Source organism: Samsonia erythrinae (genome assembly GCF_004342665.1).
In the GTDB taxonomy this organism is placed as follows: Bacteria; Pseudomonadota; Gammaproteobacteria; order Enterobacterales; family Enterobacteriaceae; genus Samsonia; species Samsonia erythrinae.
Map to the genome: position 1 here is coordinate 48,628 of NZ_SMBY01000016.1, position 14,263 is coordinate 62,890.

Sequence of the window (14,263 nt, forward strand, 5' to 3'; positions counted from 1 at the left end):
TGAAAGAGGTAAATGTTATGGGTGGTATTAGTATCTGGAATCTGCTGATTATCGCAGCCATTGTCATATTGCTGTTCGGTACCAACAAATTGAGAACTCTGGGTTCAGACCTGGGGGCATCAATCAAAGGCTTCAAGAAAGCGATGGGTGACGATCAACCCGCCGATGGTGCCAATAAAACGCAGCAAGATGCGGATTTTGCGACAAAATCTATTACTGACAATCAGCCAAACGCCAAACCGGACGATATTAAGAATCAGCACAAAGAGCGGGTATAATCTGTGTTTGATATCGGTTTTGGTGAGCTGATGCTGGTGATGGTTCTCGGCCTTGTTGTTCTGGGGCCAGAGCGTTTACCGGTGGCAGTCAGGACGGTCGCAAGCTGGATCAGGACGCTGCGTTCGCTGGCGTCTACCGTTCAGAATGAACTGTCTCAGGAACTGAAACTTCAGGAGTTTCAGGAAAGCCTGAAAAAGGTCGAAAAAGCCGGCCTGCAAAATTTGTCGCCTGAGCTGAAAGCCTCAATGGATGAACTCAAAGAGGCCGCGGAAGCGATGAAGCGAGGCTACAGCGAGAAATCACCGGACGAAAACGCAGCCCAAGACGCTGCGGTAAAAACGCAGTATGGACGTCCGTTGGACGACCCCGAAGCAGCCTACGATGGGGTGATTGCCACAGAAACCGCCGCGCGTGCCGAAGGTCGTCAACATCAGCCTGAAAACGGCGGCGCAACGGATTATCACCGTGATGTTCATACCGTCATTGATGATAAGGCTGTCAGCAACGAGAGTGTCAAACCTGAGCAGTCGCAGCCTTCCGCTGTCGCTGCCCATCAACCGAGTGATAATCGTTAGTTTATGGCCGATGAAGAGACTCAACCGCTGATTAGCCACCTGATTGAGCTACGCAAGCGGTTACTGAACAGCATCATCTCGGTGCTGGTGGTTTTTATTGTGCTGGTGTTCTTTGCCAATGACATTTACCAGCTGGTTTCTGCCCCGCTCATCAAGCAATTGCCTGTTGGTGCCAGCATGATCGCGACAGATGTCGCGTCGCCCTTTTTTACGCCGATAAAGCTGACGCTGATGGTTTCCATATTCGTTGCCGCGCCGCTGGTGCTGTATCAGGTATGGGCCTTTGTGGCGCCGGCTTTGTATAAACATGAGCGACGTTTAATGATGCCGCTGCTGGTGTCCAGCAGTCTGCTGTTTTATGCGGGTATGGCGTTTGCGTATTTTGTCGTCTTCCCGTTGGCGTTTGGTTTTTTTGCCAAAACGGCGCCTGCCGGCGTGTTGATTGCAACCGACATTAATAACTACCTCGATTTTGTCATGGCGTTGTTCATGGCATTTGGCGTATCGTTCGAAGTCCCGGTGGCGATTGTGCTGCTCTGCTGGAGTGGCGTGGTGACGCCGGAAGATTTGAAAAAAAAGCGTCCTTATATTTTGGTGGGGGCATTTGTCGTCGGTATGCTGCTGACGCCTCCGGACGTTTTTTCACAGACGTTACTGGCCGTTCCCATGTACCTGCTCTTTGAAATCGGTGTGTTTTTCTCCCGGTTTTATGTTGGCAAAGGTCGGCGTGTCGACCCCGAAGAAACGCCGCAGTAACGAACCGGTTTCATGCGATAACGGTTCCCTGTGAAGTAAGGAAAATGACCTCTCTCTGAGAGGTCTTATTTTTTATTCGTCTGAACGGATGTTGAGTGGAGAATCATGTTTGATATCGGTGTCAACTTAACCAGCGCTCAATTTGAAAAGGACAGAGATCAGGTCATCACCCGTGCCAGACAGGCGGACGTCAGCGGCCTATTGATCACCGGGACAAACGTTCAGGAAAGCCGGCAGGCCATGATGCTGGCGCAGGCTCACCCCGATTATTGCTGGGCGACAGCGGGGGTTCACCCACATGATGCCAGCCAATGGAATGATTCCGTCTCCGAGCAGATTCACCAAATGGCAAGGGCTGTCTCTGTTGTTGCCGTGGGCGAATGCGGGTTGGATTTTAACCGTAACTTTTCGACGCGGGAAGAACAGGAGAGGGCGTTCAGCGCGCAGCTGGCGATAGCCGCCGAACTCTCTATGCCGGTATTTCTGCACTGTCGCGAGGCGCATCAGCGTTTTATGGCGCTATTGGCACCGTGGTTGAATCAATTACCTGCCGCGGTGGTTCACTGTTTTACCGGCAATCGCCAGGAATTAGACGAGTGCCTGGCTGCGGGGTTGACAATCGGTATCACCGGCTGGGTGTGTGATGAGCGGCGTGGGCTTGAGTTGCGCGCTTTACTGCCGCATATTCCTGTCGAACGGCTGTTGGTGGAGACTGACGCCCCCTATCTGTTACCCCGGGACTTGCGCCCTAAACCGTCTTCCCGCCGTAACGAACCCTGTTATTTGCCTCATATTGTTCGCCAGATTGCGAAGTGGCGTGACGAGGACGCTGCATGGTTGGGGCAGAAAACAGATGATAATGCCCGCCGGGTTTTCCGGCTGGCCTGATTCAGGAGAATAATGATATGAGCAATGCTTTTCCCGGCACCTTCCCTGGCCGACGTATGCGCCGCCTGCGTCGCCATGATTTCAGCCGCCGCCTTGTTGCTGAAAATCAACTGACGGTAAACGATCTGATTTACCCTGTTTTCGTCATGGAGGGGACAAATCATCGTCAGGAGGTTCCCTCTATGCCGGGAGTCTATCGGATGACGATCGACTTGCTGCTGAAAGAAGCTGAGGCGATCGCTAAGCTTGGCGTTCCGGTGCTATCGCTGTTTCCCGTCATTGAAGCGGATAAAAAATCACTCTATGCCGCAGAAGCCTATAACCCGGATGGCCTCGTTCCACGCGCTGTTCGCGCGCTGAAGGATGCCGTCCCGGAACTGGGGCTGTTGACGGATGTAGCGCTCGATCCCTATACCACGCACGGGCAGGATGGGATTATTGATGATGATGGCTACGTGATTAACGATGTCACCAAGGAGATTCTGGTTCGTCAGGCGTTGTCTCATGCTGAAGCGGGAGCGGAAATCATCGCGCCTAGCGATATGATGGATGGCCGCATCGGGGCTATCCGCGAGGCTTTTGAAGCGCAAAGCCTGATCAATACGCAGATTATGGCGTATTCGGCTAAATATGCTTCGTGCTATTACGGGCCTTTCCGTGATGCGGTGGGGTCTTCCGGTAATCTAAAAGGCGGCAATAAAAAAACTTACCAGATGGATCCGGCCAACAGCGATGAAGCCTTGCAGGAAATTGCGCAGGATTTACAGGAAGGCGCAGATATGGTGATGGTCAAACCGGGTATGCCTTATCTGGACGTCGTGCGTCGCGTCAAGGACACGTTCGGCGTGCCGACGTTCGCCTATCAGGTCTCTGGCGAATATGCGATGCACATGGCGGCGATTCAGAACGGCTGGTTGCAGGAGCAGCCGGTGGTGATGGAGTCTCTGTTGTGCTTCAAACGCGCAGGCGCCGATGGGGTGCTGACCTATTTTGCCAAACGTGTCGCCCAGTGGCTGCACGATCAGCACCTGCAACGCTAAGCCCGTCTCATCCGGCGCGTCAGCGCGCCGGGTACGACAAACCGGCAGAGGTATTGGGGCAGAGGTATTGGATTAGGCTTTGCGAAACTCGCGGTTATCAATGCTCTGTCTGACCTGCTTGTTCAACATATTCAGCAGCAGCATGGAACGCGCTTCACCGTCGGGTTCGGTGTAAATCGCCTGAAGACCAGAGAAAATACCGTCGGTAATGACCACGCTATCGCCGGGTTGCGGCGTCAGCGGATCAATAATGCCCTGCATGGGGCGAAGCGATAATTCATCGACAACCTGTTGCGGAACGGTCGCGGGCTGTGCGCCAAACCGAACAAAATTACTGACACCACGCGTCGCGCTGATGGTCGTGGTATGGATGCGTTCAGGGTCGAATTCTACGAACAGATAATTCGGGAACAGCGGCTCGCACACCTCGGTCCGTTTGCCACGCACGATTTTATCCAGCGTGATCATCGGGCTCACGCAGATAACGTCCTGGCGTTCCAGGTGTTCTTTCGCTCGCAGCAGTTGGCCGCGTTTACAATACAGTAAGTACCAGGCTTCCATAATTTCGCAGACTCATGATTCCAATCAGCAAGCATAACAAAAGCGGACCCGGATAAAAAATTTTCGGCGGATCTTTTTGTTGCGCATGGCGGCGCTGGGCGGGAAGCATAAATTGGATGTCTGCCATAAATCGACGCGACGGGAAGCGACAGGCTGGTGAAGAGACTTTATAATGGCCGTTACGATAGACTGCCTCGATGATTAGCATGAAATACCGTGACTTACGCGAATTTCTCTCGCTGCTGGAAGAGAGAGGGGAGTTAAAACGCATTACCCAACCCGTCGATCCTTACCTTGAAATGACAGAGATTGCCGACCGGACGCTGCGTGCGGAAGGGCCTGCTCTCCTGTTTGAGAACCCTAAAGGCTACGACATACCCGTGCTGTGCAACCTGTTTGGCACGCCGAAGCGCGTTGCATTGGGTATGGGGCAAGAAGATGTCAGCGCGCTGCGCGAGGTCGGTAAACTATTGGCTTTTCTGAAAGAGCCGGATCCACCCAAAGGATTCCGGGATTTAGTGGATAAAATGCCGAAGTTCCGTCAGGTGCTGAATATGCCAACAAAACGGCTGTCTTCTGCGCCTTGTCAGGAACAGGTCTGGCAGGGTGATGATGTCGACCTGCGCCGGATACCGGTGATGCAGTGTTGGCCGGAAGATGCCGCGCCGCTCATTACCTGGGGCTTAACCGTAACGAGTGGGCCGCATAAGGCACGTCAAAATCTGGGGATCTATCGTCAGCAGGTGCTGGGCAAAAACAAACTGATCATGCGCTGGCTATCTCATCGCGGCGGCGCGCTGGATTTTCAGGAGTGGTGTCAGGAAAATCCGGGCCAGCGTTTTCCGGTGGCCGTTGCGCTAGGTGCCGATCCGGCGACGATTCTCGGCGCGGTCACGCCAGTGCCTGATACGCTGTCGGAATATGCGTTTGCCGGTTTGCTACGAGGGCATAAGACGGAAGTGGTGAAGTGCCTGTCAAACGATCTGGATGTCCCTGCGAGTGCGGAGATCGTTCTGGAAGGCTATATTGAGCCCGGTGAAATGGCGGCGGAAGGGCCTTACGGCGACCATACTGGCTATTATAACGAAGTCGATCGCTTCCCGGTTTTCACCGTGACACACATTACCCAACGTCAGAACGCCATTTACCATTCGACTTACACGGGCAGACCGCCCGATGAGCCTGCGGTACTCGGCGTCGCGCTAAACGAAGTTTTCGTTCCGATCCTGCAAAAGCAGTTTCCTGAGATTGTCGATTTTTATTTGCCGCCAGAGGGTTGCTCTTACCGTCTGGCGGTCGTTACCATGAAGAAACAGTACGCGGGACATGCTAAGCGCGTCATGATGGGCGTCTGGTCTTTTTTGCGGCAGTTCATGTATACGAAATTTGTCATTGTTTGCGACGATGACGTTAACGCGCGTGACTGGAAAGACGTGATATGGGCGATCACCACGCGTATGGATCCGGCGCGCGATACGGTTTTAGTCGAGAATACGCCGATAGACTATCTTGATTTCGCCTCGCCGGTGTCTGGTCTGGGGTCCAAAATGGGTCTGGACGCGACGAATAAATGGCCTGGTGAAACGCAGCGTGAGTGGGGCCATCCCATTAAGAAAGATCCGCAGGTTTGTGCCCGCATTGATGAGATATGGGATGAACTGGCCATTTTTAGCGACGGAGAACCTCGTCGTTAGCGGCCGTTGCGCTGTTCTCCGTTTTGCTTTTATGACCCTATAGAGGGAATGCATGACAACATTGAGCTGTAAAGTGACTTCAGTCGAAGCCATAACCGATACGGTCTATCGCGTTCGTTTATTACCTGAAGCGCCGTTTTCCTTTCGGGCTGGCCAGTATTTGATGGTGGTGATGGAGGAGCGGGACAAACGACCTTTTTCACTGGCTTCAACCCCCATGGATAAAAATTTTATCGAACTGCATATTGGGGCGTCCGAGCTGAATCTTTACGCGATGGCGGTGATGGAGCGCATTCACAAGGAAAAATCACTAACGGTGGATATCCCGCACGGTGAAGCGTGGTTACGAGAGGAGAGCTTGCGTCCATTGGTGTTGATTGCAGGGGGTACCGGATTTTCGTATGTACGTTCTATCTTGCTGACGGCGCTGGCGCAGCAGCCAGAGCGTGATATCTCCATTTATTGGGGAGGGCGGGAGTCCCGACACCTGTACGATTTGACGGAGCTTGAAGGCTTTGCGGCCAAGTATCCCAATCTCCGGGTCGTCCCGGTCGTAGAGCAGCCTGAAGAGGGATGGAATGGCCGCACCGGTACGGTTCTGAGCGCGGTATTACAGGATTACGGTTCGCTGGCGGAACAGGATATCTATATCGCTGGTCGTTTCGAAATGGCGAAAATCGCGCGCGAACGTTTCTGTAATGAGCGTGGTGCGCTGGCGTCCCATATGTTCAGCGATGCGTTTTCGTTTATTTAAAACGATCGCGGCAGTAAGCCGTTCGCCTAAGAGTAAAAATCCCACCACGGTGGGATTTTGGGTTTCTGACGCGGCTTGTCTCTGTTCAGGCTCGCTCGAATACCGTCGCAATACCTTGTCCTAGCCCGATACACATCGTTGCGACGCCAAACTGAACGTCGCGGTTTTCCATCAGGTTCATTAATGTGGTAGAGATGCGCGCGCCCGAGCAGCCGAGCGGGTGGCCTAGTGCAATCGCGCCGCCGTTGAGGTTAACCTTTTCATCGAGCTGTTCCAGTAGCCCCAGATCTTTAATGCAAGGCAGCGTCTGGGCGGCGAACGCCTCATTGAATTCAAACACGCCGATATCCGTCAGGCTCAATCCAGCCCGTTGCAACGCCAGTTTCGTCGCCGGGACAGGGCCGTAGCCCATAATCGACGGATCGCAGCCAACCACGGCCATCGCCCGGATGCGGGCCCGTATGGGTAAGCCTAACGATGTTGCTCGGGATTCGCTCATGATCAGCATAGCTGCCGCGCCATCGGACAACGCGGAAGATGACCCGGCCGTTACCGTGCCGTTAACCGGATCGAATGCCGGTTTGAGGGCGGCAAGGCTGTCGACGGTGGTGTCCGGGCGAATGACTTCATCGTAGTCGAAACGTTGTAGCGCCCCGTCTGCGTCATGGCCCGCGGTGGGGATGATTTCATTACGGAAAGCTCCTGATTGGGTAGCGTGATGTGCCCGCTGGTGTGAACGGGCGGCGAACTGATCCTGCATCTCGCGACCGATATTGTGCATACGCGCCAGCATCTCCGCCGTCAGTCCCATCATCCCCGCCGCTTTCGCCGTGGTGCGGCTCAGCCCCGGATGAAAATCGACGCCGTGATTCATCGGCACATGCCCCATATGTTCAACACCGCCAATGAGGCAGACATTGGCGTCGCCGACCATAATAGCGCGAGCGGCATCGTGAAGCGCCTGCATGGAAGAGCCGCACAGCCGGTTAACCGTGGTGGCAGGAACGCTCATCGGGATTTCTGCCAGCAAAGCGGCATTACGGGCGACGTTGAAGCCCTGCTCCAGCGTTTGTTGCACACATCCCCAATAGATATCGTCGATCTCATGGGCGTCCAGTGCCGCATTGCGGCTCAATAGGCTACGCATCAGGTGTGCGGACAGATCTTCTGCTCTTACCTGACGGAAGGCGCCGCCTTTGGATCGCCCCATTGGTGTACGTATGGCATCAACAATGACTACCTTTTCCATCTTTCCTGCCCTCATGCCGGTTGACCGTGAGAAAGGCCCGCGTGCGGCGTGACCGGTGGATAATAGCTCTCGTTGTTTCGCGCTTTTTGCCGTAAGCCCTCAGGCACCTGATAAATCGGACTGAGAGTGGTCAACGGTTGAGCCATCTCGACATAACGGGCGCTGCCCAAGGTGTCCAGATAGCGGCAGGCGCCACCGTGGAAAGGAGGGAAGCCTAACCCGTATACCAGCGCCATGTCCGCCTCGGCAGGGCTGGCGACGATGCCTTCTTCCAGACAGCGAGCCACTTCATTAATCATTGGAATCATCATGCGAGCGATAATCTCTTCCGCGCTGAACGCTTTTTTCGGCTGGCTGATGTCCTTAAGGAGCGTATCTACAACGTCATCCCGCTCTTTACGCGGTTTTCCTTTGTTATCGGTTTGATAACGGTAGAAGCCCTGACCATTTTTCTGCCCAAGGCGCTGATGTTCAAACAAGACGTCAATCGCATCGCGATAGTCTTTCGCCATACGCTGCGGGAAACCTTCGGCCATCACTGCCTGCGCATGATGCGCGGTATCTATGCCGACGACATCCAGCAGATAGGCCGGTCCCATTGGCCAACCGAATGTCTTCTCCATGACGTTATCGAGCTCGCGGAAGTCGGCGCCGTCTCTGAGCAGTAAGCTGAATGCGGCAAAGTAGGGGAACAGTACCCGATTGACGAAGAATCCGGGGCAGTCGTTCACGACAATCGGCGTTTTGCCCATTTTACTGGCGTAGGCCACCACGCTGGCGATGGTGTGGTCGCTGGTTTTGGGGCCGCGAACAATTTCGACTAGCGGCATACGATGCACCGGGTTGAAGAAGTGCATACCGCAGAAATTTTGTGGTCGTTTTAACGATGCGGCCAGCGAGGTAATCGGGATAGTTGAGGTGTTTGATACGAGGATCGTATTCTCGCTCACGTGTGATTCGGTTTCTGTGAGTACGCTGGCTTTAATTTTCGGGTTCTCAACCACGGCCTCAACCACGATGTCGGTACGCTCGAACCCGGCATAATCCAGTGTGGGGTGAATACTGGCCAGAATCGTCGCCATTTTCATTCCATCCAGCTTGCCTCGTTCCATCTGTTTATTCAGCAGCTTGGCCGCCTCATTCATCCCCAGCGCGAGCGGCTTTTCGTTGATATCTTTCATCCGAATCGGCACGCCCTTGAATGCGGATTGATAGGCAATACCGCCGCCCATAATGCCCGCACCCAGCACGGCGGCGTTCTGTGGCACCGGCGTCTCGCCAATCAGCCTTTTGGCTTTACTTTTAACATACTGATCGTTGAGGAAAATACCGACAAGGGCTCGCGCTTCATTTGAACGCGTCAGTTGAACAAAGTGCTGCGTCTCAAGCTGCAAGGCGTCATCACGCGTCATGGCCGCGGCGGCTTCAATGGTTTTTACCGCGAACATCGGCGCGGGGTAATGTTTCCCGGCGGTTTGTCGCACCATTGCTTTGGCGGTGGTAAAGCTCATCATGGCTTCAATTTTATTGAGCTTCAGCGCGTCAAGTTTGGGGCGGCGGTAAACCTGCCAGTCCAGCGTGCCGTCAATGGCCTGTTTTAGCATTTTGATAGCCGCGGGGATCAGTTTTTCATTGGCGACAACGGCCTGCACCAGCCCCACTTTTAAGGCATCGGCTGCGCCGACATCTTTCCCTGCGGCGATCATCTCCAGCGCGCTGTCTGCGCCCAGCAGACGCGGTAGCCTGACCGTGCCGCCAAAACCCGGCATGATCCCCAGTTTTGTCTCTGGTAGCCCGATGCGTGCATCTGCCGCTGCCAGACGAAAATCGGTTGCTAACACGCATTCACAACCCCCTCCCAGCGCATAACCATTAATGGCGGAGAGTGTGGGAACCGGGAGATCTTCAAGACGACTGAAAATACGGTTAGCGAAGACAAGCCATTCATGCAGCTTTTCTGCCGGTGCGGCAAAAAGAGAAAGGAATTCCGTGATATCGGCACCCACAATGAAAGCGGGTTTATCAGAACGTAGCAGTAACCCTTTTAGATTCGGCAGCTCTGCCAGCACATCCAACGCGTTACCCAAGCTGGCAACCGTGCGGGTATCCAGCTTGTTTACGGAGCTCGGGGCAGAAAATACCAGCTCGACAATGCCGTCCTCAAGCTCGTTAAGGTAGAGGGATTCACCTTGATAAAGCATGTTTATCTCCGCTGTTTGAATGACTGATCTGGTACGACCAGATGATCGAATTGTGGCTATTGTGTTAATTTTTTGCAAATGAATGATTAATTTTTTGCCGAATCGATCACAAAGCACCGGACGCTGCCCTTGGGGGATGCCTGTGTTAAAATGGAAAAATTGTGTCGTGACGTATGAAAGGTACTCATGGAAAAGCTGGCTTCTTTATATCATCACCATCTGGCTACGCTGCAAGCGCGTACTCAGGCGGTTTTAGCGCGCCATCAGCTTGACGCATTACTGATTCACTCTGGTGAGCTGTTGACCGTTTTTCTGGACGATCACGACTATCCTTTTAAAGTTAATCCACAGTTTAAAGCCTGGGTGCCCGTCACACAGGTGCCGAATTGCTGGCTATGGGTTGACGGCGTGAATCCACCGAAGCTGTGGTTCTACTCGCCGGTGGATTACTGGCATAACGTGGCGTCGGTGCCTGAGAGTTTTTGGACGGAAGAGATAGAGATTGCCGTGCTACGCAATGCCGATGACATCGGGCAATGTCTGCCGTCACCGCGTGAGCGGGTCGCCTATATCGGCTACGCGCCGCAACGGGCGCAGGATTTGGGGATTCGCGCAGACAATATTAACCCTCAGGGTGTGCTGGATTATCTGCATTACCATCGCGCTTACAAAACCGATTACGAGTTAGCCTGTATGCGTGAAGCACAGAAAACGGCGGTTACCGGTCATCGGGCGGCGCATGAAGCGTTTCTTTCCGGTATGAGCGAATTCGATATTAATCTGGCGTATCTGACGGCGACTGGTCATCGGGATATTGACGTGCCTTATGGCAATATCGTTGCACTCAATGAGCATGCGGCGGTGCTGCATTATACTCAGCTCGATCACCAGGTGCCTGCCGATGTCCGCAGTTTTCTGATTGATGCGGGCGCTGAGTATAACGGCTATGCCGCCGATCTGACGCGTACCTATTCCGCGCAGAGCGACGGTGCGTTTGCTTTGCTGATTAAAGATCTCAATCAGGAAATGCTTGCGCTGATTGAGACGATTCAGGCCGGAGTACGTTACACCGATTACCATCTTCAAATGCACCTGCGAATTGCGAAGCTGCTGAAATCACATCAACTGGTGCGGGATATCAGTGAAGAGGCGATGGTGGAGCAGGGGCTGACATCGCCTTTCCTGCCGCATGGTCTTGGTCACCCGCTGGGTTTACAGGTGCATGATGTCGCTGGGTTTATGCAGGACGATCGTGGTACGCATCTGGCGGCACCCTCGCAGCATCCTTATCTGCGTTGTACTCGCGTGCTCGAACCCGACATGGTCATGACAATCGAGCCCGGTATCTACTTTATTGAGTCTTTACTGGCGCCGTGGCGCGAAGGTCCGTTCAGCCAACATTTTGACTGGAAGAGCATTGATGCGCTGAAACCGTTTGGCGGTATTCGTATTGAGGATAATATCGTCATTCATGAAGGGCGCGTGGAAAACATGACGCGCGACCTGAATCTGGCCTGATGCAAGCGTATCCAATTCCTGCTGCGACAGTGAGCTTCAGTGAGGAAATCAAAAAAAGCCGCTTTACCACGATCCTGGCGGCGACGCCGGGAATCGAAGCAGCAAAAGCGTTTATCCAGCACGTCAGAGAAGAACACGCCTCGGCGGGCCACCACTGCTGGGCGTTTGTTGCCGGCGCGCCTGACGACGCCCAGCAGTTGGGCTTTTCTGATGATGGAGAACCTTCCGGCACGGCAGGTAAACCGATGCTGGCGCAGCTGATGGGCAGCGGTATTGGCGAGATTACGGCCGTCGTGGTGCGCTACTATGGTGGGATCCCCTTGGGCACCGGCGGGTTGGTGAAGGCTTATGGCGGTGGCGTTCAGCAAGCGTTGAAACAAATATCGCTGCAGGAGAAGGTTCTGCAAAAAGAGTATGGCTTACAATGTGACTATGCGTTGTTGCCTCAGGTGGAATCTCTCATCTTTCAGCTTGGCGGCAAAATGTTACATAGCGAATATGGTGTGGATGTTGTATTGCAAGTCTCTATCCCCGTTAGGGCAACGGAGGAAGCGGCAGTGAGATTACGTGATTTAAGCCGCGGTGCATTGCATTTAGTGCCGATTCCACAATAATCCCAGCGCTATTTTATGAATCATTAAGGAATTCCCTGCGATGCAATTGCGCGCCATAACCCGAATTGTCGGCCAGTTAGTTATCCTTTTTTCCGGGACCATGGTCATTCCCGGACTGGTGGCATTAATTTACCGTGATGGCGCAGGTCGGGCGTTTGCCCAGACATTTTTTGTCGCATTGGTGATTGGCATCATACTGTGGCTACCAAATCGTAAGCAAAAGCATGAACTTAAGTCTCGCGAAGGGTTCCTGATTGTCGTTTTGTTCTGGACCGTGTTGGGGAGCGTCGGGGCGTTACCTTTTTTGTTTTCCGAACATCCTAATCTGGGCGTAACGGATGCTTTTTTTGAGTCGTTTTCAGGATTAACGACGACGGGGGCAACCACGCTGGTCGGGCTGGATTCATTGCCTAAAGCTATCCTGTTTTACCGACAAATGCTGCAATGGTTTGGCGGTATGGGGATTATCGTCCTTGCCGTTGCCATCCTGCCGATTCTGGGCGTCGGGGGAATGCAGCTTTATCGGGCGGAAATGCCCGGGCCGTTGAAGGAAAACAAAATGCGCCCGCGCATTGCCGATACGGCGAAAACGCTGTGGTTGATTTACCTCTTGCTTACCATCGCTTGCGCCGTCGCGCTTTGGCTGGCCGGCATGCCGGTGTTCGATGCGATTGGGCATAGCTTCTCGACGGTGTCCGTCGGCGGGTTTTCCACTCACGATGCCAGTGTCGGCTACTTCAATAGCCCGACGATCAACACCATTATTGCCCTCTTTTTGCTGATTTCTGGCTGTAATTTTGGCTTGCACTTTGCTTTGTTGAGTGGTCGTAGCTTGAAGGTATACTGGCGTGACCCCGAATTCCGCATGTTCATTTTTGTTCAACTGTCTCTGGTGGCTGTGTGTACGATTGTCCTGTGGTTTCATCACGTTTATGACAGCGGAATGCAGACGATCAATCAGGCATTCTTCCAGGTCGTCTCTATGGCGACAACGGCAGGGTTTACAACAGATAGCATTGCATCATGGCCGCTGTTTCTGCCCATTTTGCTGTTGTGCTCCGCATTTATTGGCGGGTGTGCGGGGTCAACCGGGGGCGGGCTGAAGGTGATTCGTATTCTGCTGCTTTTTCTGCAAGGTTCACGCGAGCTCAAGCGTTTAGTCCATCCCAACGCGGTGTACACGATTAAGTTGGGTCATCGTGCGTTGCCGGAGCGGATCCTTGAAGCGGTATGGGGGTTCTTTTCCGCATATGCATTGGTTTTTATTGTCAGTATGCTGGCCGTCATTGCGACAGGCGTTGATGATTTCTCTGCGTTTGCGGCGGTTGCTGCCACATTGAATAATCTGGGGCCGGGGCTAGGCGTCGTCGCTGAGAATTTTACGTCAATGAATGATACGGCGAAATGGATTCTGATACTGACAATGCTGTTTGGTCGTCTGGAAGTCTTCACGCTTTTAGTGTTGTTTACGCCAACATTCTGGCGTGAATAGTGCAGATAAGGATAAAGAACAATGAAAGCTTTGATCGTGTTTTCGAGTCGGGATGGGCAAACCAGAGCGATAGCCTCCTATATTGCGAATACGCTGAAAGGAACGCTGGAGTGTGATGTTGTTAACGTACTCAATACGAATGCTATCGATCTGGGTCAATATGACCAAATTTTGATTGGGGCGTCGATTCGATACGGGCGCTTCCATCCTGCCATCAATCAATTTATCCGTAAGCACTTGGCTGCTTTGCAACAGCTGCCCAGCGCATTTTTTTCCGTGAACCTCACCGCGCGCAAGCCAGAAAAGCGCACAATACAAACCAATTCCTATACGCGTAAGTTCCTGCTGAATTCACCCTGGCAGCCGGATTTATGCTGTGTGTTTGCCGGTGCTTTGCGTTACCCACGTTACCGTTGGTTCGATCGGGTAATGATTCAACTCATTATGCGCATGACGGGGGGAGAAACGGATAGTACCAAAGATATCGAATATACGGATTGGCAACAGGTTGCGCGATTTGCACAGGATTTTGCTCAATTAGCGGTGAAAAATCCGGCATAACGCCGTCTTTTAATGCGCTTTGCTGAAAAAAAACTCGCTCGGTCATTTTTTTGCATTTAGCGCTTGTCAGCGGCGGAGAAG

General features: G+C 53.3%; 14 protein-coding genes. 11 read left to right on the forward strand and 3 right to left on the reverse strand.

All coding sequences use genetic code 11. The features are described from left to right. Positions 1 to 17 precede the first annotated feature (17 nt). The 5 genes from tatA (at position 18) to hemB (ending at position 3,538) form a co-directional block, all read left to right on the forward strand. Entirely contained in the window at positions 18 to 278 is a 261-nt protein-coding gene (gene tatA, locus EDC54_RS16790) for a Sec-independent protein translocase subunit TatA (protein WP_132459080.1), read from the forward strand. A gap of 3 nt (positions 279 to 281) precedes the next feature. Beyond that, a complete protein-coding gene (gene tatB, locus EDC54_RS16795; RefSeq protein ID WP_132459037.1) occupies positions 282 to 854 on the forward strand; it encodes a Sec-independent protein translocase protein TatB in 573 nt (190 codons plus the stop codon). A 3-nt stretch (positions 855 to 857) separates the two neighbouring features. Continuing rightward, positions 858 to 1,610, forward strand: coding sequence for a Sec-independent protein translocase subunit TatC (gene tatC / locus EDC54_RS16800; RefSeq protein WP_132459040.1), 753 nt, complete (start codon positions 858 to 860; stop codon positions 1,608 to 1,610). 105 nt (positions 1,611 to 1,715) lie between these two features. Next, complete coding sequence (gene tatD, locus EDC54_RS16805) at positions 1,716 to 2,498, forward strand: 3'-5' ssDNA/RNA exonuclease TatD (protein ID WP_132459043.1); 783 nt, start codon at positions 1,716 to 1,718, stop codon at positions 2,496 to 2,498. A gap of 17 nt (positions 2,499 to 2,515) precedes the next feature. Then, a complete protein-coding gene (hemB, locus tag EDC54_RS16810; protein WP_132459046.1) occupies positions 2,516 to 3,538 on the forward strand; it encodes a porphobilinogen synthase in 1,023 nt (340 codons plus the stop codon). A gap of 72 nt (positions 3,539 to 3,610) precedes the next feature. Here the strand turns inward: hemB and rfaH are convergent, their stop codons facing one another. Next, positions 3,611 to 4,099, reverse strand: coding sequence for a transcription/translation regulatory transformer protein RfaH (rfaH, locus tag EDC54_RS16815; RefSeq protein WP_132459050.1), 489 nt, complete (start codon positions 4,097 to 4,099; stop codon positions 3,611 to 3,613). 197 nt (positions 4,100 to 4,296) lie between these two features. On the opposite strand from rfaH, the gene ubiD reads away from it, so the two are divergent. Both ubiD and fre read left to right on the forward strand, forming a co-directional pair. Then, positions 4,297 to 5,793, forward strand: a complete 1,497-nt coding sequence (ubiD, locus tag EDC54_RS16820; protein ID WP_132459053.1) for a 4-hydroxy-3-polyprenylbenzoate decarboxylase — start codon at positions 4,297 to 4,299, stop codon at positions 5,791 to 5,793. 52 nt (positions 5,794 to 5,845) lie between these two features. Beyond that, on the forward strand, positions 5,846 to 6,547 hold the full coding sequence (gene fre, locus EDC54_RS16825) for an NAD(P)H-flavin reductase (protein WP_132459056.1): 702 nt from the start codon (positions 5,846 to 5,848) through the stop codon (positions 6,545 to 6,547). An 85-nt stretch (positions 6,548 to 6,632) separates the two neighbouring features. Here the strand turns inward: fre and fadA are convergent, their stop codons facing one another. Beyond that, positions 6,633 to 7,796: an acetyl-CoA C-acyltransferase FadA gene (gene fadA, locus EDC54_RS16830; protein ID WP_132459059.1), complete on the reverse strand. Its 1,164-nt coding sequence runs from the start codon at positions 7,794 to 7,796 to the stop codon at positions 6,633 to 6,635. A gap of 11 nt (positions 7,797 to 7,807) precedes the next feature. After that, positions 7,808 to 9,997, reverse strand: a complete 2,190-nt coding sequence (fadB, locus tag EDC54_RS16835; RefSeq protein ID WP_132459062.1) for a fatty acid oxidation complex subunit alpha FadB — start codon at positions 9,995 to 9,997, stop codon at positions 7,808 to 7,810. Between the two features lie 186 nt (positions 9,998 to 10,183). On the opposite strand from fadB, the gene pepQ reads away from it, so the two are divergent. Genes pepQ through hemG form a run of 4 tightly spaced genes read left to right on the forward strand, consistent with a single transcriptional unit; the run spans position 10,184 to position 14,182 of the window. Then, positions 10,184 to 11,515, forward strand: a complete 1,332-nt coding sequence (gene pepQ / locus EDC54_RS16840) for a Xaa-Pro dipeptidase (RefSeq protein WP_132459065.1) — start codon at positions 10,184 to 10,186, stop codon at positions 11,513 to 11,515. Further along, positions 11,515 to 12,129 carry an IMPACT family protein gene (locus EDC54_RS16845; RefSeq protein WP_132459068.1) on the forward strand — a complete coding sequence of 205 codons (615 nt, stop codon included), beginning with the start codon at positions 11,515 to 11,517 and terminating at the stop codon, positions 12,127 to 12,129. Before pepQ ends, EDC54_RS16845 begins: the two co-directional genes overlap by 1 nt. A 40-nt stretch (positions 12,130 to 12,169) precedes the next feature. Continuing rightward, entirely contained in the window at positions 12,170 to 13,621 is a 1,452-nt protein-coding gene (gene trkH, locus EDC54_RS16855; protein ID WP_132459071.1) for a Trk system potassium transporter TrkH, read from the forward strand. 21 nt (positions 13,622 to 13,642) lie between these two features. Continuing rightward, a complete protein-coding gene (gene hemG / locus EDC54_RS16860; protein WP_132459074.1) occupies positions 13,643 to 14,182 on the forward strand; it encodes a menaquinone-dependent protoporphyrinogen IX dehydrogenase in 540 nt (179 codons plus the stop codon). Positions 14,183 to 14,263 lie beyond the last annotated feature (81 nt).